General features: G+C 45.2%; 17 protein-coding genes and 1 pseudogene. 15 read left to right on the plus strand and 3 right to left on the minus strand.

Translation table 11 applies throughout. The annotated features are described in order from the left end of the window. The 3 genes and pseudogenes from AC1DOV_RS33010 to AC1DOV_RS33020 all read right to left on the minus strand — a co-directional run. A pseudogene (locus AC1DOV_RS33010) lies at positions 1-264 on the minus strand (SpoVR family protein); the annotation flags it as partial. Positions 265-568: 304 nt separating this feature from the next. Next, the gene (locus AC1DOV_RS33015) at positions 569-826 is read right to left on the minus strand and encodes an integrase core domain-containing protein (RefSeq protein WP_477512984.1); all 258 of its coding nucleotides are present in this window, start codon (positions 824-826) and stop codon (positions 569-571) included. A gap of 980 nt (positions 827-1,806) precedes the next feature. Continuing rightward, complete coding sequence (locus AC1DOV_RS33020) at positions 1,807-2,436, minus strand: TetR/AcrR family transcriptional regulator (RefSeq protein ID WP_477512985.1); 630 nt, start codon at positions 2,434-2,436, stop codon at positions 1,807-1,809. A 140-nt stretch (positions 2,437-2,576) separates the two neighbouring features. Here AC1DOV_RS33020 and AC1DOV_RS33025 point away from each other — a divergent pair, with 140 nt between their 5' ends. The 15 genes from AC1DOV_RS33025 to AC1DOV_RS33095 all read left to right on the plus strand — a co-directional run bounded on the left by AC1DOV_RS33025 (position 2,577) and on the right by AC1DOV_RS33095 (position 20,715). Next, entirely contained in the window at positions 2,577-3,524 is a 948-nt protein-coding gene (locus AC1DOV_RS33025) for a COX15/CtaA family protein (RefSeq protein ID WP_477552006.1), read from the plus strand. A gap of 28 nt (positions 3,525-3,552) precedes the next feature. Then, positions 3,553-4,305, plus strand: coding sequence for an alpha/beta hydrolase (locus AC1DOV_RS33030; protein WP_477552007.1), 753 nt, complete (start codon positions 3,553-3,555; stop codon positions 4,303-4,305). Between the two features lie 156 nt (positions 4,306-4,461). After that, a complete protein-coding gene (locus AC1DOV_RS33035) occupies positions 4,462-4,755 on the plus strand; it encodes an HAD family hydrolase (RefSeq protein ID WP_477512988.1) in 294 nt (97 codons plus the stop codon). Between the two features lie 1,055 nt (positions 4,756-5,810). Continuing rightward, on the plus strand, positions 5,811-6,191 hold the full coding sequence (locus AC1DOV_RS33040; RefSeq protein ID WP_477552008.1) for a hypothetical protein: 381 nt from the start codon (positions 5,811-5,813) through the stop codon (positions 6,189-6,191). Continuing rightward, a complete protein-coding gene (locus tag AC1DOV_RS33045) occupies positions 6,155-6,709 on the plus strand; it encodes a transposase (protein ID WP_477552009.1) in 555 nt (184 codons plus the stop codon). The genes AC1DOV_RS33040 and AC1DOV_RS33045 overlap by 37 nt, the downstream gene beginning before the upstream one ends. Positions 6,710-7,504: 795 nt before the next feature. Next, on the plus strand, positions 7,505-8,161 hold the full coding sequence (locus tag AC1DOV_RS33050) for a response regulator (RefSeq protein WP_441887003.1): 657 nt from the start codon (positions 7,505-7,507) through the stop codon (positions 8,159-8,161). A gap of 21 nt (positions 8,162-8,182) precedes the next feature. After that, on the plus strand, positions 8,183-9,295 hold the full coding sequence (locus AC1DOV_RS33055) for a sensor histidine kinase (protein WP_441887025.1): 1,113 nt from the start codon (positions 8,183-8,185) through the stop codon (positions 9,293-9,295). A gap of 115 nt (positions 9,296-9,410) precedes the next feature. Next, positions 9,411-10,346 carry an ABC transporter ATP-binding protein gene (locus tag AC1DOV_RS33060; protein WP_441887005.1) on the plus strand — a complete coding sequence of 312 codons (936 nt, stop codon included), beginning with the start codon at positions 9,411-9,413 and terminating at the stop codon, positions 10,344-10,346. 32 nt (positions 10,347-10,378) lie between these two features. Then, positions 10,379-11,497: an ABC transporter permease gene (locus AC1DOV_RS33065; RefSeq protein ID WP_477512857.1), complete on the plus strand. Its 1,119-nt coding sequence runs from the start codon at positions 10,379-10,381 to the stop codon at positions 11,495-11,497. 2 nt (positions 11,498-11,499) lie between these two features. Next, positions 11,500-12,648, plus strand: a complete 1,149-nt coding sequence (locus AC1DOV_RS33070; RefSeq protein WP_477552010.1) for an ABC transporter permease — start codon at positions 11,500-11,502, stop codon at positions 12,646-12,648. An 806-nt stretch (positions 12,649-13,454) separates the two neighbouring features. Beyond that, positions 13,455-13,925 (plus strand): hypothetical protein, encoded by a 471-nt coding sequence (locus AC1DOV_RS33075; protein ID WP_477512856.1) that lies wholly within the window; start codon positions 13,455-13,457, stop codon positions 13,923-13,925. An 860-nt stretch (positions 13,926-14,785) separates the two neighbouring features. Beyond that, complete coding sequence (locus tag AC1DOV_RS33080; protein ID WP_477512854.1) at positions 14,786-15,769, plus strand: ABC transporter permease; 984 nt, start codon at positions 14,786-14,788, stop codon at positions 15,767-15,769. A 15-nt stretch (positions 15,770-15,784) separates the two neighbouring features. Beyond that, positions 15,785-16,666, plus strand: a complete 882-nt coding sequence (locus AC1DOV_RS33085; RefSeq protein WP_057304608.1) for a carbohydrate ABC transporter permease — start codon at positions 15,785-15,787, stop codon at positions 16,664-16,666. Positions 16,667-16,729: 63 nt separating this feature from the next. After that, positions 16,730-18,295, plus strand: coding sequence for an extracellular solute-binding protein (locus AC1DOV_RS33090; protein WP_477512853.1), 1,566 nt, complete (start codon positions 16,730-16,732; stop codon positions 18,293-18,295). A gap of 92 nt (positions 18,296-18,387) precedes the next feature. After that, a complete protein-coding gene (locus tag AC1DOV_RS33095; protein WP_477512852.1) occupies positions 18,388-20,715 on the plus strand; it encodes a glycoside hydrolase family 95 protein in 2,328 nt (775 codons plus the stop codon). Positions 20,716-20,822: the final 107 nt, after the last annotated feature.

Below are 20,822 nucleotides of genomic sequence, written 5' to 3' on the forward strand. Positions count from 1 at the left end.
GCCATGATCCATTTCATATTGATGAATACGATCCGCTGTAGCAGACATGCTCTCGACCATATTGCGATTGGTTACACCAAAGCGAGCGTTGTTTTTGAAAAAATCACAGTGAGCGAGCACATGGGCGACGATGAGTTTATTTTGAATTAGAGAATTGCCCTCTAGAAGAAACGCATAGCAGGGGTTGGAGTTAATGACGAGCTCATAAATTTTGCTTAAGCTGAAGTCGTATTGGAGCTTCATTTTGTTGAACGTTTTATCAAATTACAATAAATATGAAGAATATATATAGTAGGTAGAGCTGAGCGGAATATGAGATCATAAGTATATTATTTTTGTAGACTACCATATCTTCAAAATGGATTTATGTGTTATAAATTACTTAAAAAAGATTTGAATGGAAGCAATATATATAAATTTACATATCAAAAATCGTTCTTCGAAATTTCTGGAACTTCAAGAAGGCAACGCTTCATTTTACTGATGGTGTAAACGGCTAGCCCCCCTAAAACCGGAGTCTTACCGAACAAAAATATTCATTCTTAGGTAAGCTCTTATTATCGTGCTGTTACACCTTTCTATGGAAGGCTGAAGTGTCCTCCAGCGTCTTGGTCCACTCTGAAAACTGAGCTGGAGACATCTGAATCAATCCCCCGTGAATCTTTAGATTATTGTAAAAGTCCATGTATTCCTCCAGTGCTTCATAAGCCTTCTCGTAGGTCATGAAATCTCGTATGCCGAACAGATGGCGCTCCAAAATGCTATGGAACGACTCGAAGTAGGCGTTCATGTTTGGAGTCCTAGGCGGGATACGCTCATGGATCAAGCAGAGGCGCTCTCACAGGTATAGCTCCAAAGTGCATATTGATGGACTTCGGATGTGGAATGACACGTTTCTCAGATCCAAGCTCCTACTTGACCGCTTGGAAAAACACCTCAATCCGCCAGCATTTGCTTTAAACTTCAAGTGCTTGTTTGGGAACGTCATGGTGATTTGGTGATTGATTATTATCAAATAGGCTCCTTTGTACGTCGCATGCGCATCTGGGACTTCCTCGGCAGCTTCGTTCGCTTCTTAGACTTCTTTCAAACGAATGGTAATTTCATCAGCAAGTGGGAGTGCCGTCAACCCGGCCCACCAATGTGACGGTAATCGGCTGCGCTATTGGAAATGAGTTGGATTTGCGAGGACATCGACTGTCAAAGGCAGTGCTTTGTGTGGCTTTGCCATCGCACGATGGCGCTATATAGATAAGTAATAATATTTGAATATGCTCGCCGTAATCGATATCTAGATCTTCGCTATACATTTCAAAGAAGGGAATATGCCCCTGAAGTCACATTATTGGACAAGAGGGAAATAAAGTGCCGTAAAGTCTACGGCGCTCGTTTGATATTATTGCGGTGGATTAAAGAAAAGCTCAACATGTTTACAACTATTGCAGACGTGCACACGTACAGTGATAATCCCTAAATTAATCTCAGGAAATTCCGTTGCCCCTTCATGTGGGAAGGGGCGAAGTGATGCTTAATTTCATTAATCTTGGCTCCGATTGCAAATACAGCCTCCATAATTGAATGCAATTACTAGTTTTGATTTTCTCGAGCCCCTGATTTTATGGGTTTTCGTATTTTAGGTTTAAGCTAAAAGTATAGTGTATTGAGACATAAGGGATAATACCTATAAATTTATTGAGCGAATCAAACTGCAGATAAACATAGTTTAAACAAAGGTGACCCCTTCTTTGATTGTTAGAAGAAATTTATCATAAAGAAATACGATAAATGTCATTTTGCTCAGTTTTTTTACTTTTTGTTACCCACATTGGATGTGCCTCGCAGAAAGATTCCAACCACTTCTTTTGCCAATGCCCTATTGGATGCGTATTTTAGAAGGGTGTCTTTTCGATTTCCTAGCAGCATCATCGCGGAGAAGGTTTGTGCCAGAAGCATAGGATCGTTGACTCTAAGCACATGGTTGTCCATTGCCACTTGAAAATGTTCCGCTAATAACTGGTAGATGCTATGCTCGGATTGTCTTATTTCCATTAGTTGTTCCTCATTTAAAAAGGGCTCAGCCTCTCTCAGCATCGTTTCAATTTCGGCATGGGGATTGGTTAACCGCGCTTCGGCTACTGTAACCAATCCGTCTTCGAGGTGTTCGGCCTCCTGTAGAATACGAGATATATGCCTATGTACTTGATTTAAGACGGTTGTAACTGCCACTTTAAATAATTCCGGTTTGCTAATGAAATGATAATAAATAGCAGGCTTGGACACTTGGCATTCTTCGGCGATTTGCAGCAGCGACACAGACTCGTATCCATACTCCATAAAACGTTTGGATGCAGTCTTAATAATCATTTCCCGTATGGAAGGATCATCTTTTGCATGTTTGGGTCTACCTGGCGCACGTTGCGAGTGTTTTTTTATCATAACTACCTCCATGAATATTTTATGACAATTCATCATTTTAATCAAAAGCACCTTGATAATTTACCTACCGGTAAATATAATTAATGAGATCAAAGTATCTCCTCCATGAAAATTGTCATGGTTGCATCTAGAAAAGGCAGGTGAAAACACTGGCAACGATTACTCGGTTGAAATGGCTTAGTTACGCAACAACGCTGTTTATGTTTTTCGCGACATTTGGAGGTGGTATCGTCACCAGAACAGAATCAGGTCTGGGATGCGGCACGGAATGGCCACTGTGTCACGGGGAATTTGTTCCGGCTCATACGCTTGCTTCCGTCATCGAATACACGCATAGGCTGGTGAGTACGACTGCAGGCATTTTGGCAGTGGTTACACTGCTAACTTTTTTAGTGTATTTGAAGCAGCGAAAAGATCTGCAATTTTTTGCAGTGTTAACACTGGTTTTTGTCATCGTTCAAGGCGCAATGGGTGCATTAGCAGTCGTATTTTCACAATCTTCCCCTGTGATGGCGCTCCATTTGGGCTTTGCTTTTATCGCTTTAGCGAGTTCTTTAATGACGAGTCTTGGCTCGAGGCAAGAACAGAAAGCGCGGGGACTTGCGAAATTCGAGAAAATGCCGAGGACAAGCAAGGCATTTCGCTATTTTGTATGGTGCTTGACCGTATATTCTTATCTGGTGGTCTATACCGGCGCATTTGTAAGTCATACCGATTCGGCAGGTTCCTGTACCGGATTGTTTTGCACAGGCAGTCGGTTGCCGGAATTGGCAGGAGGGATAACAATTGAATTGACTCACCGGATCGCCGGTATGCTGCTGGTTTTGCTGGTTGTCATGTTGTGGTTTTGGATTTACAAGTATTACAAGAGCAATCGGGAATTGACGATGCAAGCCCAGTTTGCTGTTGGTCTCATTTTGTTCCAAGTTCTTACTGGTGTAGGCATGCTGTATACGCTTAACCGTCCGGAATTGTACATGTTCGTTGTACTAGCCCATATGACCACTATTGCTGTACTATTTGGCATGCTTGCCTACATGAGTTATCTGACATGGAGGCTTTCCAAGCCTGCAACAATTGAAAAATAATGAAAGTTATTCAAAGGAGAGCTGCTCAGTGACAAAGACAAAACGAAAACGCATATGGCTGCGCATCCTGCTCGCGGGCTTCGTCCTCATCGCGCTTGTTGCCGCCGGATCATTCCTGTATCTAAAATCTCAAACATACGCACCAAGCAATAAAGCGGAGTCGGCATTGCAAAGCAACAGCGAGGTAAATGTAACACAAGGGAAAGACGGGTACACATTCGAGCCAGCGGATGGAAGCATCATGCAGCCCAACATTATTTTTTATCCTGGCGGATTAGTTGAGCCGGGTAGCTATTCGCCGTTTGCAAGCGAGCTTGCTAAGCTAGGTCATCGTGTATACATTGCAAAAATGCCGCTTAATCTGGCTATTTTTGGGCAAAACAAGGCCGATTCCTTCGTGAAGGAGCATCCGGGGGAATCCTTTGTCATCGGAGGTCACTCGCTAGGGGGCGCGTTTGCGGCCAGATATGCTTCAGAGCACAGCGATCAACTGGCAGGCATCTACTTCTTAGCATCGTATGCCGATGAGAGCGGAAACCTTGCCGCGCTGCAAATTACAGGTACGTCTGACGGGGTTCTTAAACATGAAGTATGGGAAAGCTCAAAAGCCAATCTTCCCGAGTTAACGGAATATGTTTCGATCAATGGCGGGAATCACGGACAATTCGGATCTTATGGCCTGCAAAAGGGAGATAGTGATCCTCAAATCGGAGAAGATGACCAGTTGGAGAAGATTGTTGATGCCATGCAGAATTGGATGGAGCAATTTATAAATAAATAGCACAATTTAAAGTATATGTGCAATAACGGCATGAAGGCAGCCATCATCGATCGGCTGCCTTCATATCATTTAGTTGTTCAATTTATTGTCTCCTTCCTTATCAAACGACAACAAATATGAAGAAAATTAAGCTTAAGTAAGGGCTTCATACTTAAATTGAGTCAGCTAGGGATTATTAATTCCTTTGTTTTAATTGTAACAACAGGCGATGTGGGCTATTCTAAGCCGAATGAAAAAATATTTGAAATAGCATGCAGTAGATCCAACTCGTCGACAGCGGACTGTTTTTATATTGGAGATAATCTGGAGAATGATGTTTTAGCCTGCGAAAAAATTGGAATGAAAGGTATATGGCTAGATAGACAGAATAGTGAATCGGACAAGAGAAATGTCTTAAGGGTTAATTCTTTATTAGAAATCAGAGATACAATAAATAGTTTTCGAAGCTAGCTCTGGCTTATATATAAGAAGCATAGGTTTCGGAAAGAGTATTTTGAAGATTCTTTAAGGCTCATCTGGCAAATAAATAAAGATTATTGACTGTATGTGTTATTTCTAGATTTTAACAATATTTTAGGGCAGTATGAAGATTGATTTATTGAAAGGAATGTAAGTGCAAGCACGAGAGTCTTGATAGGGTAAGCAGCAAGGATTTCCTGAAGTATAAGCAAAGAAATCATTCAACAAAGCAAAAAAAATAATCATCGCAAGCAATGATTTTAAGAGATCTGAAAATATAAAAGAAGTAATTGATAGCATCTATAAGAGATTTTATATCGAGGCTAAATAATTAACTCAACTTTCGATGTAACCCAGGTTGTGGGACCAACTGGATACAAAAGAAGCCTTCTGCTATGAATTGTGACTCACAGGGGACTGACCCCATAACGTGAGACAAATCAAAACACCTTCAAGAAAATGCAACCGTGTCGTAAGATATGGAGACAACCTTGGAGGTGATTTTACGTTGGCAACAAGAGTAAGTTACCCAGTGGAAGTAAAGGCAAAAGCAATTGAACTGAGAATAGCAGGCATACGGTCAAGGAGGTAATGGAGCAACTCAATATACGAGGGGTATAACGTAATTGAGAAGTTAATAAAGGAACCGTCAGATGACAGAAAAAACCTTGATACATAAAGGCTCCTCTGACTTTACTCTATGATATGGAGACAAATATTTAAGCGAAAGAAGATAATATTAATCCTCTTAGCTTAACTCCTTAAAGAAATTCTATTAGGATATAGTCTCTTTAAGATACAGCAGAACTACATCGAAGCATTATCTTGACACAAATACTGAATAAGCGGGGATTTCGCGCTTGTTCTTTTTTTTTGCCATATAAAGTTATAGAGTGACTTAACGGTCTCCTTCTAACGCTTTTGGATTTATAGTATAGGCTCGGCTTAAATAAACACATAAATCCCAAAAAAACGGCCATACGAAGTTGCTCCTGCTTTCACTAGAATAGGATTACAGATAACTGCTATACCAGAGGAGGAAACCTATGATAGATTTGTACCGATCAATATTGAAAGCGAAATATGTTTGGTTCTTGGTGTTGCCCGGAATGATTTATTATCTCGTCTTCGCCTATATTCCATTGTATGGAATCCAGATCGCGTTTCGCGATTATACATTCATACACGGAATATGGGGAAGTGAATGGGTCGGGCTGCAATATTTCAGTGAGCTATACAGTAAAGCGATCATTGGCGACCCTCAAGACATTCCCTTGCCCACAGGATTTGGAGACGTATGGAGTACCGGATGTAATCAGTGCTTGGAGAACCCATATGCAGCGCGCTGGGGGTTCTACGGGGATGGAGAAGGCTACCCAGCTCACCGCTCATGCTTAAACGCAGTGTCGGAGATCAAACCGCGGTAGAAGAATCGAAGGTAGATTTAATACAGCTTCTTGAAGAATATGAACGAGTTACCACCATGCTTGAACAGATTGAAAAGGACATCGAAGCTCTGCTTTCTGAGATTCCAATGGCACAGCAGCTTCGCACCATAAAAGGTCTCGGGAAGATCTTCACCGCTGCCACACTAGCTGGTACAGGAGATTTAAAACAGTATGCGCATGGACATCAAGTATTACGGAAAGCTGCCCTAAATTTGGCTGAAAGTACGTCAGGAAAGCGAAAAGGACGAATTGTTCTTTCGAAACGAGGAGACTCAGCCCTGCGAAAATATCTCTATCTCGCGACGGTTCAGCTCGTTTGGAATAATCCCGTGTTCCGTCATCTGCATGAGCATAATGTGCAAGAAAAGAAGATGAAAAAGCAGCAATCCATATTTAAGTTAAAAGGAAAGCTGGCACGAATTCTAGTTGGTATTATACAACGAGGAGAAAAGTTCACGCCAGAGAAAACCGTCCTTGCATGGGCAGAAGCAGCTTAAGTTAAGTAGAAATCACGTATATTGACTCATTCGCAGGATTTCAAAAAGAAAGCACGGAGGACCGAGCTCGTTACCCATAAAGGCTCAGACCCATCCGCTAAACGCTATCGGTCTCCACACCTTGGACAGGTATAACGAAGGAATGTAAGGGCAGTGACCCGTTGAGATTTGGGAGGGTGAACCTCCAAGGGATTGTGGAGTATGCGTGCAGTAGAGACTGTCTGGGGAATATTTCCTGAGTGTTCCTCTATTTCCGCATGCCCAGCTCACCACCTCAAGCGGCATCAACTGCGTTGCTTCCTGAGATGGACTTGATCCAAGATGACGAAATCCTGCGAATGAGTGAGTATATGTGAGATAAACCCTTAAAACGGAGGGACGGGTAACTACAGCTTAACAATCACAACGAGGTTGCCTGTATAACACGGCAGCCTCGTTGAACTATTCCAGCTAGTAGCTTGTCAATATTTATTAAAGACGAAACGAAGAATGATATACTAATAACAAAGAACCGTCCCACCGATATAGAGAAGGTATTCCTTCATATCTAAGTATTGTATATTCAGTCTAGAATGCTTGCTGCCTTCTTGGTCAAAATCGCAAAAATCCAGTGGAGCAGTTTATTTGCACACGCGATCACAGCTGCTTTAACCAGTAAAGTGTGATATCGATTGATTAATTCATATTCTAGTAATTTTTTATATAATCAAAATTAGAGAATAAGTGAAACATGCTCTAGCACAAGCTAAATGTGAGGGATGTTGTTAAATAGCGTAGAACGGAGAGTGAGCAGCGATGAAAATAAAGGTTATAATTTCCGATGACAATCCCTTTATCCGGGAAGGCATGAGGATCATACTGACCACCTTCAATGAGTTCGAGGTATTGGCGACGGTTGAGGATGGTCGAGAAGCCGTAGATTTCTGCAGGGAGAATGATGTAGACGTGGCACTGCTCGATGTGCAGATGCCCAATATGAATGGTGTGGAAGCGACCAAGCTGATCTCTGAGCTGACAGGAACCAAAGCGTTAATCCTAACCACCTTCGATGACGAGGCGTTTATTCTCGATGCGATTCGGAGCGGGGCGAAGGGATATCTGCTCAAGAATAACGATCCAGAGCGGATTCGGGATGCCATCATTACTGTATACAACGGACATAATGTGCTGCAGGATGCTGTGCTCGATAAGCTGAAATCTAGTTTGCTACCGGACAAGGATAAAGATAAGAAAGAAAATAAAGGGAGTAAGATCGACAGAAGCTTATTCACGGATAGAGAGCACGACATTATGTCCCTCATCGCGAAAGGGCTTTCCAATCGCGAGATTTCGAAGAAGCTGTTCATCTCAGAAGGCACCATTGCTAACCATATTACTTCTATTCTAGGCAAGAAGGGTCTTACGCATCGTACACAAATCGCGATTTATTTTTTGACCGGGGAAGTGGATTAAGTGACGGAGAGGGGAACACCTATAGAACTCTGGACAATGGGCGTAAAAGCGATTCTCTTAAGCTATGTGGTCATTCAATCCTATGTATCAATAGGTTCGATTTCACCATGGTATATGTTGTCCATCCTCCTCTACCTGTGTTTGAATATTTCCATCTATATCGCTAAAAAGGTTAGTATCACGACGATTGTGCTTCTGCTATCCATGATGGTTATTGCAGCGTCCTCGTCGTATATCCAACCCTTATTTTTACTCCTGTTCCCTCTGAACATATACGAACTATTCACTATATACCTGCGTAAAAGCGGAATTATTCTATTGCTCATGCTGGTTCCGCTCTTGTTGCTGTCTCAAGAATCTCAAGCTACCTTGGTTACATATGCTCTCGTTGCGATGCTAAGTTTCCTCTACTCCCTCTTGCTTAACAATTACATAAGCAAAATTGCAGACCTCAAAGAGGACATAGAAAATAGAAACGAACATATCCAGCATTTGACTGAGAGTCTAAATGAGAATAAAGAATATATCAGACAGTCCGATTATACGATTAAGCTGGAGGAGCGTAACCGACTGTCCCAGGAAATTCATGATAAGATCGGACATTCGATGACGGGTGCATTGATCCAGATGGAAGCCTCGAAGCGCTTGTTCACCTCCGATCCGAACAAGTCGGCGGAGCTGCTGCAGAATGCAATCCATATCTCCAAGGATGGGATCGAGAGTATCCGACTTGTGCTAAAAAATATGAAGCCACCGACAGAGAAGCTCGGAATAAATCGGATTAAATTATTTATTGATGAATTTTCAGCGAAGCATACGATCAGGACCTCTCTCACTCATGAAGGTAATGTCGATATCATTACTCCGATCCAGTGGAAGGTCATTCAGGAGAACACCCAGGAAGCGTTGACCAATGCCATGAAATATTCAAACGCTACTTTCGTCTCCATCCATATCGAAGTACTGAGGACCTTGATCAAGGTTGAAGTTTCCGACAACGGCAAAGGTGAGCAGAAGGTGATAAAAGGCTTGGGAATCATCGGTATGGAAGAACGGGCAGCAAGCGTAAATGGTACAATTATCGTCGATGGCTCAAGAGGCTTCAGTGTCACTACATTAATTCCTCACGGATAAGATGAGTTTAAATAGGAAGATTCTCATGGGTTAAGGATGAACTTGTGCACTGTCACAGGGGCATCCTTTTTTATTACAATTACATTATCCTAAAGACGAAACGGGAGTGTTACGAATGAACGTACTTGAAATTAAGCAGCTTACGAAGAAATTTGGGGATTTTATTGCCGTGGACAATATCACGATGTCCGTAAAGGAAGGCGAGATATTCGGATTTCTGGGTGCAAATGGAGCAGGTAAGAGTACGGCCATTAACATGATTGCCTCTCTGCTTCGGATCACCAAGGGTGAAATCGAAGTTCTTGGCAAGAGTATTGCTAAACACGGTAAATTTGCGAAGATGAACATCGGGATTGTACCGCAGGAAATGGCTATTTATGAGGATATGACCGCTTACGAAAATGTTCATTTTTTTGCCGGATTATACGGGCTTAGAGGGGCAAAGTTAAAGGAGCGGGTGATTGAAGCACTAGCATTCGTGGGTCTTGGCGACAAGCACAAAAGCTATCCCAAAAACTTCTCAGGCGGCATGAAGCGAAGATTGAACATAGCCTGTGCAATCGCACATCGGCCAAAGCTGCTCATAATGGATGAGCCAACGGTGGGGATTGATCCGCAATCTCGCAACTATATTCTTGGTTCCGTGAAGAAACTGAATGAACTCGGTTGTACGATCATCTACACCAGCCATTACATGGAGGAGGTCGAGGAGATCTGTACAAGAATCGCCATTATAGACCACGGCAAGATCATCGCGGAAGGAACGAAAGGTCAATTAAAGGCCATCATTACGAATCAGAAAAATATAGGTATCGAAGTCCGTTCGGCGGAAAATCTGGATAGGAACAAGCTAGAGGGAATTGCTGGCGTAAACCGGGTTGAAGTGGAGGATCGAATCGTTAAGATCACCTCTGATTCCGAGGTCAATAATTTGAACCGAATCATTCAGCAGTTGATGGCGGACGATATTGAAATACGTTCAGTGGAAGAGAATGAGCCAAGTTTGGAGACGGTGTTCCTGACATTGACAGGCAGAAGCCTGCGGGACTGATAAGAAAGAAGGGGTAAGGAGGCGAAGGGGAAATGAATGTATTCAGAATAATGCTCAAAGAGTTAAAGGTTATCCGCGATCCCAAGATGCTTTTGTTCTTGGTGGTTTCGCCGCTATTAACCATGCTTATTTTGGGAACGGCGCTTACGAATGCTTTCAACGGTAGTTTAACGGTTGATGAGATTAAAGTGCTGTATAAGAATAATAGCTCGTCGAGTGATTTCTCTACCTATTGGGATGACTTCACGGGGCAGATGCGTCAAGCCGGTATTAAACTCGAGAAGGCAGACGAGAAGATGGATGGGAAAATAGAAGTGAAGAACAACCGCTATGCGGGTTACGTCGAGATTACGGACAATGGACTGAAGTATTACAGCAGCAGTCAGAGCTTAATTGAAAGCGGTATTGCTAAGAGCGTGCTTACAGCATTTGCAGATCGTTACCGATTGGCGGCTGAAGTAGCAGGTACCGACTCGGAGCAAGCGGATGCGATCATGAGCGGAAGCGGCAGTGAAAGCTATGTGATGGAAGAGTCGCTGAATGCGACAAGGAAACCGGGAGCCATGGACTATTTCGCTGTAGCGATTACGACAATGATTATTTTATATAGCGCCTTGACGGCCGCACAATTAATAGATAGTGAACGGAAAAGGAACACAGCTGTCCGATTGCTTGCTTCACCGGTGACGAAAATCGAAATTTTTGTGGGTAAATTAGCAGGTCTTGTTGTGTTAAATGTGATACTCACAATTGTTGTAGTGCTTATTAGTAAATACATGTTTAATGCCTACTGGGGAGAAAATTTGGGTCTCGTGTTTATAACGCTCTTTACTGAAATCATTTTCGCTGTGAGCTTAGGACTCGGGTTCAGTTATATCATTAAGGGTAACGCATCAGGCACTGTTGTGATGATTATTATCCAATTGGCCGCATTTTTCGGCGGTTCATACTTCCCGGTCGAGAAGGCTACTGGATTCATGGCAGCTCTCTCTTCTCTTTCTCCGCTGCAATGGTCAAATGCTGCACTTCTTGAAATGATCTACGCAGACAATATGACAGCAACGGTTAACGCCGTGCTGTTGAATATCGGCTTCGCGATCGTCTTGCTTGGTATCGCATTAACGATGATACGCAGAAAGGAGGGGCTGTAAGAATGAGAGACACATTATGGCTGATCCGGAAGACGTTTATTTCCACCTTTAAAAACGTTTTGAATCTATTTATATATTTTGTCTTTCCTGTTATGGGAATTCTGCTCGCGACACTAGTCCAAGGAGGCACGGGAGAAGTTGATTTAAAAATGGGCATTGTTAATCATGATGGGGGTCAGACGATTACAAAAGGTGTTATTGATTCGGTGGGCAGACAAGATTCCATGCTTGTAATTGCGCTTGAAGAGAATGAGATAAATTGGCAGATTGCTTCTGGAGAGCTGGATGCAGCAATTATCTTTCCCGCAGGTTTCGCGCAAAGCTTGATTGTTGGCAAGCCAGCAAATGTTAAGATCGTATCCATTAAGGGGGCGCAGGTTACCGGACAGGTAAAGGCATCCTTGGATCAACATATTAACAATATGGCTTCGATCGGCATGATAGCTAAAGGAGATGAGGCTAAGTTTATTACCCTATATGACGAATTTCAAAAAACGGGATTCGAACTATCAGCCCAGAAAGTGGAGGATCAATCTGTCAATTTCAACAAAACCAATCAATCAATAGGATACTTACTCATCCTCATGCTAGTGTCCGCTTCGAATTTATCTGGTATTCTTATCAAGGAAAGAGAGAATAGAACCTATTATCGCCTTCTATCCTCACCGATCAACCCTAGAACCTATGTCTTATCTAATATCATCGTTAATTTGACTATGATGATGCTGCAGATTGCAGTGACACTGTTGATTATGATAACTATTTTTCATGTCGATCCGGGTATTCCTTATTGGAGCATGTTCCTGATACTTGTGTTATTTGCACTGGTGGCAATAGGATTATCTCTTGTAATTGTGGCATTTTCCAGTAGCTCTTCAACAGCCAGCGGCATGCAGAATATGATCCTCATTCCTAGCAGCTTATTGTCCGGATGTATGTTCCCGCTTGTGTTAATGCCGGAAACCATGCAGCAGCTTGCGCACTTTCTTCCCCAATATTGGTTGTTGGATACCTTCAGCGATCTACAGCAAGGGGTATCCCTTGGGGAATTATCCTTGAACTTGATCATTTTGATTGCTTTTTCTGTGGCCTTATCTTTAATAGCCGTCTATAAGTTTGGCAGGAATAATGATACTCGAAGCTATATTTAAGAAATAAACTAATCCCGTATATTAATCATCTACTTCCAGTCTACTATATTGTAGGAGATTTCGAACTTTACAACGAGCTTAGGTCTTCTATTTTCTTCAACCTGGATATGTTCCCAAACCAAACTCGGATATCGTTACCCGTTAGTTCAAACCGGAGTCGCTAAATTCTAAAGCGGTAACCCTGCAGGGAAAGGGGATGCTAAGCCATCTAACGTCTGATTTCTTCATGCCGGCAGATTGTATAACCTGTGGAACATCTGTAATTGGCATTAAAGGAACTTCTTTGTTCCTAAACTCATCAATAATAGTTTATCATTACCTCAGAGCTCGATGAAATCCTTAACACCTTTGCTCCACGTTTAACCAGCCGTGAATATCCGTTAATATCACTGTAAACATGATGGCAAACTTTAGCCATTTGGATTTCAGTAAATTGGCAGATGGACAGTCTGAATAATTAAATCGCTAATAGAGGGGCAGGCGTTTCTGTAGTAAAGAGAAACTAGTTCTATTATTAAGCTTGCACCAATAAAATAGAGATGTGAAAGCGATGTAAGGCGCGGCATCGCTTAACGTCAAAGAAGCCAAATGGTTCCTTATTGAACAAAAATAAAGTTGAAAATGCTCAGAGTCATCCTCAAAAGGATGGCTTTTTTTGTACGCTAAACATTCTGTTACGATAGTCTTTAATTTTGGTCTTTTTTTCCATGCAATATTGATATAATGAGTTTAAAATTATTCGTAACAGAAGTTTTAGGGGCTTTTGGGCATCATATTTTGTTGACATTCCAAAATGGGGGATTATTATGAGACCAATCGAGTTTACGAAAGAAGAAGCTTTTTTAAGCACATTAAAAGAATATTTAGAATCTGAAGACGCTCATGATATTCTTAAGCATTTAACCCAATCGAAACTATCATTTAAATATTCAGATAGATTTTCAGAAAAGCTTTGGAATCAAAAAACTGCATATGTAGAAATCAAAGTACCTGTACGATCCAAGCAAACTCTAGAACATGAAGATTTATTTTATCGCTTAAATCGGTATTGCGGGGACATATTCGAGGATGATGAGGAATATGGCTTCAAAGGTGTGCAGATTGGCGTACTTATCGGAACTCCAACCGAACAATCTGTAAATAAAGACATCAAGTACCATAGTAAAAATCAGGTGTACGAGAATTTAAGAACGAAAGTTCATAAAGCCTCATTGAATCCAATGTGGGGTTGCGGAGGAAGCAGCCATTATGACAAGCCGGTCATGGACGGCTTTTGAAATTGATAAAAATTGGTACGATGTTGCTAGTCAAAGAATTAATAAAGTGTTAGAAGAAAGATGTGAAAAAATTAGTTCTATAATGAACAATTAAAAATAAGTGGTGTTTCGTATGAGAAGCATCAGTTAGTGATTTTTGAGCAAAAAATTGGGCTTTCAATTATAAGTCCACCTACCAAGGCGCTTCTTTTTTTGCAAAGCTGATAATTAACGCTCTACAGGAATGCTAACGGGGAACGATAGTTCAATAAAAAAACGGAAGCAGCTGATCACAATGATCGGCTGCTTCATTACGCTAACGGGCAGTTTACCGCAACTAATGGTGATTTTTATCGTCATTATAGTGGGTAGGAATAATTTTACGATGCTGCTTCAGAGTCGTGCGGGCGAGCTTCATCTGCTCCCGGCGCTTCCGGCAGTTTGGTGAATCCGAGAGGCCGGCCGGCCTTCTCCGCTTTCATGCGGATGCCGGCGTCGTCTACACCGTGCTTCCGGATTGAAACGATTGCTTGTGTCAACGCCAATGCCCAAGCAGGGAAGAGTGAAATAAAACCGCTTGTCGCTGCAGTTTAATCCTTGATCAAAGCAGAACTAGGCCGCACTAGCATTGGCCGGTAGATGACCCTCGGAATTCGTCAATTCGTCGGGGGTCATCTTTTTTCTGTCCAGAAACGGAAGCATACGAGGGACGATATCGCCGCATTCTATGCGGATCGCAAACCGATTTGAACGGCGGCAACGGGATGCTATTGTCCGGGCACCTTGCCATCCGATCTTCAAAAATGACAACGCTTTCTTAAGAATGTTGGCTTTCGACGCTCTGATTCGAAGAGTACACTGAAAACAAAGGAGGAGCAGATATGGAGTTGGATACACGCGTAATCGGAATTAAGGGAAAAACAGAACAGCGAACGCAGTTTTGGAAGCGATTTAAAAAACAAAAAACGCTGCACCTGTTCGTTGGGCTCGGCATGATATTTTTGCTTGTCTTCGCCTATACGCCGATGTTCGGCATTCTAATGGCATTTAAGCAGTATTCCATCTCTACCGGAATTAAGGGCATTTTTACAAGCGATTGGGTGGGATTAAAGCATTTCAAGGAGTTCTTTAATGACTATCAGTTTGGAACAATCGTTCGAAATACGCTGGCATTGAGTCTGCTAAAAATCCTTTTTGCTTTTCCGGCTCCCATATTGCTGGCCATTCTATTAAGCGAAGTAAAAAATTTGAAGTTTAAGCGTTTTGTCCAAACGATCAGCTATTTGCCCCATTTCATCTCGTGGGTTGTCGTCGCAGGCATCGCTTTCGCCTTCCTGTCGACGGATATCGGAATGGTCAATAAAGCGCTTCTAGGGCTAGGCATAATCGACAAGCCGCTTGACATATTGACGAACCCCAACTATTTCTGGGGACTGGCGACTGGAAGTGCCGTCTGGAAGGAGATGGGCTGGTGGACGATTATCTTCCTGGCCGCCATAGCGGGCATTAACCCGTCATTATATGAAGCCGCGCAGATCGACGGAGCGGGCCGCTTGGCTCGAATTCGCCATATTACGTTCCCTGGAATGAAAGGAACGATCGTCGTTGTACTTATTCTGACGATTGGAAGCATTCTGGGCGGAGGACTGGTGGGCTCCAACTTCGAGCAGGCGTTTCTGTTCGGCAACAGCATCAACAATCCGACCTCGGAGATCGTGCAAACTTATGCGTTTAAGGTCGGATTAAGAGACGGGAGATTTTCCTATGCGGCAGCGATTGATTTGATCCAGTCCGTCATTTCCGTCATCCTGATTTTCTCCAGCAACTACATTGCCAAACGCACTTCGGGATCAAGTCTATTCTAGGAAAGGGGAGCGTGCATGCAGCTCAGCCAAAAACAAAAAGATCGTATCATGGATGCTATGATTTATGCATTACTAGCCATTCTGACGTTATCGATGCTTTATCCGTTCTATTACGTCCTGATTCTTTCCTTCAATAAAGGAACCGATTCGCTTCTTGGGGGCGTCTATCTATGGCCAAGGACCTTTTCCTTTGAAAATTACGCGCGATTTTTGGATGACCCCCACTGGTACCGTGCTTTTTTGGTCACGATTATGAGAACGCTTGCTGGAACCGCCCTAGGCGTCCTTTTTACCTGTTTGGTTGCTTATGGGCTGTCTCACCGCGATCTTCTGTTTCGCAAAGGTTATTTCACGGTCATTATATTCGCGATGTACTTTTCCGGCGGTTTGATACCGTATTACGTCGTTCTGCGCTCACTGGGGCTGCTGAACACGTTTGGTGTCTATGTCATTCCTTCCATGTTAAGTACGTTTTTTCTGCTGATAGCCATTTCGTTCTTCCAGGAAATTCCGAGTGAACTCAAGGAGTCGGCTTACATGGACGGGGCTACCGAGCTCGTTATTTTCTACCGGATCATCCTTCCCGTCTCTATGCCGCTGATCGCAACCATGTCGCTTTTCTTGGGGGTTGGTCAATGGAACTCTTGGCTGGATTCCGCTTACTTCGTGCAGTCGGAAGGTCTGCGGACGCTCGCTTTCCGGATGATGGAGGTTATCAACAAGAGCAATGCGCCGATGGACGCTATAGCCGTTGCGAACAGTGCTTCAGCGGGCGTCACCAGCTATTCGCTTCAGGTAGCGGCTATGGTTATATCTATCGCGCCTATCGTGTGCGTCTATCCGTTCCTCCAGAGGTTTTTCATTCAAGGCATTATGCTGGGTTCCGTGAAGGGTTGATTTTGTTGGCATGATATTAAAGCGTTTGCTTTAATATAAACATCACTTGTTGGAGGGGTTATTTTGAAAAGAAACAAAGGGAAGAAGGCACTGCTCTTATCGCTCATCCTAATGATGACGATATCTCTGATGTCCGCATGCGGAAATAACAACGATGGTCAAGTCAATAACTCGGAGGGGAGCGAACAGCCCGCAAAAAGCAACGAGGCAAAGGAGCTGTCCTTGTTTATCGATGCCTCCTGGTATCCGGTGAAGGAGTGGAAGGGGTCGGTTGCCGAGAAAATTACCGAAAAGACGGGAATCAAGCTGAAAGTGACAGTAGCCACGGACGACAAGCAGCTTCCGCTCATGATCGCGTCCGGCGATCTCCCGGATCTGGTTTTTACTAACGCAAACATCGAACGGATGTCCGATTCGAAGCTTTCTTATCCTTGGAACGAGTTGATCGAGAAATACGCGCCTGACTTTAAGATCGATCCGATACGAATTGCGATCCACACGATGGATGACGGCAATTTCTATACGGTGCGCAACTCCTTCGCGACGCAGGAGGAAATGGTGCAGAACAAATACTCGGTCGGCAGCGACGGCAACCCGGGTATCGCGGTGCGCGAGGATATTCTGCAAGAGCTTGGCAATCCGCCAATAGACACCATTGACGACTTTATGAAGGTTTTGGGCATGGTCAAAGAAAAATATCCGGACATGATCCCTCTGATCATGGACAAAGATTGGATCGAGCAATACTTCCTGACGCAGTTCGGCGTCGAGGGCCTTCTGGACGGCTGGTATGAGCGGGACGGAAAAGTGGACTATGCGATCAGAAAGCCGGAAATGCTGGATTTCTTCAAGTTTATGAACCGTCTGTACCGCGAAGGGGACATTCTGGCGGAGAACTTCGCCTATACGAACGATCAGATCGACGATCAGTATGCGACCAGCGGGAAGGCATTCGCGCATATGCATACGGTCAGCATAGCAGACTCGGACAATATCAAGGTCAAAAACGCCGGCGGTTCGTATACGTTCCAAATGCTGCCTAGCTCCATTTCGAAAGATGCGAAAGCGGTCAGCTCTGGACTGGGCTTTGCAGGTACATTTATCACGAAGAAAAACAAGGATCCGGAGGCGTCGATCAAGTTCCTTCAATATCTGGCGAGCGACGAAGGCAAAAAGTTAACGATGTTCGGCGTCGAGGGCGAGCATTGGACCTGGAACGACGAAGGGTATCCGAATTTGAAATACGATCCGTCCGACGCCGATTTCGTCAACAGCAACGGAATCAAATGGTGGTACCTGTACAACGACGGCGTTACGGAAGGCATGTTGAGCTACGTACCGGGAGCGCAGAAGACGAAAGCGTTGATGGAAAGAAAGGCGTTCACGGTTTACAAGCCGGAGCTCGGCTTGATTCAGCTGCAGCCGGATTCGGATGAGAAGACGATCAAAACGAAGATCGACGAGATGATCAAAAACGAGAAGGTTAAAATCTACTTGGCGAAGTCGGAGGAAGAAGCCGTGGCAAACTACGAGAGCATGGTGAAGAACGCCGAGAAGATCGGTCTGGATCGCTTGGTGGATTGGGCTAACCAAACCTATCAGAAGAAGAAGGATTTGTTTAAAAAATAAGACTTGGTCCGTCAGGAGCGCTGCGCGTTCCTGACGGACTTTGCACGCTATATTGCAGGTGAAGGCAAATGGGAGAACGGAAAGGCGGGAAAATGATGAAGCTGGAGTATGATTCGCCCGGTACGGTATGGAAAGAGGCTCTTCCGATTGGCAACGGACGGCTGGGAGCAATGGTGTTCGGAGCAGCGGAAACGGAAAGAATCCCGATCAACGAGGAGACGTTGTGGTCGGGGGCGCCGCATGATTATAACCGGCCGGACGCGGGGCAATATTTGCAAGAAGTCCGGAGCCTGATTTTCAATGATCGGATCGAGGAGGCGGAGCGGCTGTTTCTGGACCGCATGATGGGCGAGCCGATCCATCTGCAAGCCTACCTGCCTTTTTGCGAGCTGAATCTGGCGTTCCCCGGGCATCGCGAGGTTACGCGATATCGGCGTGAATTGGATCTGCGGCGGGCGGTGGCGACCGTATCCTATGAAGCCGACGGATGCGAATACACGCGCGAAATCTTCTGTTCCCGCCCGAGCGGCTGCCTGGTGATTCGGCTTTCATGCGGCGAGCGGGGCAGTATCGCCGTAGACGCGTCTTTGTCCAGCGTCCACCCCGATGCGTCCGTTCAATCGGACGGAAGCCGTGCGATTCGGCTGACTGGACGGACCGGAACGCGCAAGGGTCCAAGAAATTGGAGCGGCTCTTGGGAAGGTCCGGGACTCCGATTCGAAGGGAGGCTCACGGCTTTTTGCGAAGGCGGCTCGTGCGCGGCCGGCGACGGCGTCCTGCGCATAGCGGAAGCGAGTGCCGTAACCCTCGTTTTTTCCGGAGCGACAAGCTTCTTGAACTACCGGGACATCGGGGGCGATCCTTCGGAATTGAACAATCGGTATATGGCGCGCGTCTCCGAACGACCTTATCGCGAGTTGCTGGACGAACACGTCGAAGACCATAAAGCCTTGTATGAACGAGTCTCGATAAGGCTATGGGGAGCCGGGGCGGACGAGCAAACTGGCGGCAAGCGGCGTCCGACGGATCGGCGCGTACTCGACATTCGGGAGACGGAGGACCCGTCGCTCGCCGCGTTATATTTTCAGTTCGGCCGGTATTTGCTCATTGCGTCTTCCAGACCGGGCGATCAGCCTTCCAACTTGCAAGGCATATGGAATGAAGAAGAATGGCCGGAATGGGGAAGCAAATGGACGACCAACATCAACGTCCAGATGAATTACTGGCCGGCGGAGGTCGGAAACTTGCCGGAATGCCACCTGCCGCTGTTCGATCTGATCGACGATCTTCGCGTCACCGGCGCGCGCACGGCGGAACTCTATTACGGCGCGAAGGGCTTCGTCGTCCACCACAATACCGATTTATGGCGCGCCGCGGCCCCGGTCGACATCCATGCCGGAATATGGCCGATGGGCGGGGTATGGTTGGTCCAGCACTTATGGGATCACTTCGAATACAATCCCGACCTTGACTTTCTGAGGGTACGGGCCTACCCTGCCATGAAAGAAGCCGCCCGATTCGTGATGGACTTCCTGGTGGAGGCTCCCGAAGGCGTCAAATTCGCCGGTCTGCTGATTACCAATCCTTCCTATTCACCAGAGAACGCGTATCGGGACGGCCGCGATCGAAGAAGGCATCTCACGATCTCGTCCACGATGGACGTGCAGTTGATCCGAGACTTGCTCGAACGTTGTTTGATCGCAAGCGAGCTGCTGGGCGAAAATTCGGCGTTCGAACACGAAATCCGAAAGGTTCTGGACCGGATCCCCCCCATGCAAATCGGACGATTCGGCCAATTGCAGGAATGGCCGGAGGATTGGGATCGACCGGAAGATTCGAACGGCCACGTTTCTCACCTTTACGGCTTATATCCCGGCAATCAGATATCCGAGAATACGCCCGAAACGTTCGAGGGGGCGCGCAAAAGCCTCGAGCTTCGCCATCGGAGCAAGGACCGAATCCTGGCTTGGCCGGCTGCTTGGCGGATAGCACTGCACGCCAGATTGCGAGACGGGGAGAGCGCGCGCAAGCGGCTCGTCGATCTCTTGGCGGGATCGACCAATCCGAATCTGCTCAATCAGCATGAGCCGTTTCCGATGCAGATCGACGCCAATTTCGGCGGAACCGCGGGTATTGCGGAAATGCTGCTGCAAAGCCGATCCCGCTATCGAAACGGAAAAGCCGAATACGAAATCGAATTGCTTCCTGCCTTGCCGGAAACATGGCCGGAAGGCTCCGTCTCGGGCTTTCGCGCCAGAGGGGGATTCGAAGTCGGCATGACTTGGGCGAAAGGAAGCTTAATCGGAGCCGAGATCCGCTCCCTTTGCGGAATGCCTTGTACGCTGCGCTATAGGAAGCGATCGATCCGATACACCGTGAAGGCTGGCGAATCGTTTCAATTTGATCCGTTCTCACGTTAACCGGGGTTTGCGGAATTGTAAATCTGGGAGGGATGCGCCTCTATCGGAATTCTTTAGTACATGATATGTTAACGATATATGGATTCCGCATCGGAGGGAAACGCCGC

It is taken from the genome of Paenibacillus sp. 01T47, from assembly GCF_056398245.1.

What these genes read in the sequence shown, in the direction of transcription:
- AC1DOV_RS33020 (WP_477512985.1), bottom strand. Translation starts at nt 2,436, where the DNA reads ATGATAAAAAAACACTCGCAACGTGCGCCAGGTAGACCCAAACATGCA.
- AC1DOV_RS33080 (WP_477512854.1), top strand. Translation starts at nt 14,786, where the DNA reads ATGGAGTTGGATACACGCGTAATCGGAATTAAGGGAAAAACAGAACAG.
- AC1DOV_RS33065 (WP_477512857.1), top strand. Translation starts at nt 10,379, where the DNA reads ATGAATGTATTCAGAATAATGCTCAAAGAGTTAAAGGTTATCCGCGAT.
- AC1DOV_RS33040 (WP_477552008.1), top strand. Translation starts at nt 5,811, where the DNA reads ATGATAGATTTGTACCGATCAATATTGAAAGCGAAATATGTTTGGTTC.
- AC1DOV_RS33060 (WP_441887005.1), top strand. Translation starts at nt 9,411, where the DNA reads ATGAACGTACTTGAAATTAAGCAGCTTACGAAGAAATTTGGGGATTTT.
- AC1DOV_RS33045 (WP_477552009.1), top strand. Translation starts at nt 6,155, where the DNA reads ATGCTTAAACGCAGTGTCGGAGATCAAACCGCGGTAGAAGAATCGAAG.
- AC1DOV_RS33050 (WP_441887003.1), top strand. Translation starts at nt 7,505, where the DNA reads ATGAAAATAAAGGTTATAATTTCCGATGACAATCCCTTTATCCGGGAA.
- AC1DOV_RS33070 (WP_477552010.1), top strand. Translation starts at nt 11,500, where the DNA reads ATGAGAGACACATTATGGCTGATCCGGAAGACGTTTATTTCCACCTTT.
- AC1DOV_RS33095 (WP_477512852.1), top strand. Translation starts at nt 18,388, where the DNA reads ATGATGAAGCTGGAGTATGATTCGCCCGGTACGGTATGGAAAGAGGCT.
- AC1DOV_RS33075 (WP_477512856.1), top strand. Translation starts at nt 13,455, where the DNA reads ATGAGACCAATCGAGTTTACGAAAGAAGAAGCTTTTTTAAGCACATTA.
- AC1DOV_RS33085 (WP_057304608.1), top strand. Translation starts at nt 15,785, where the DNA reads ATGCAGCTCAGCCAAAAACAAAAAGATCGTATCATGGATGCTATGATT.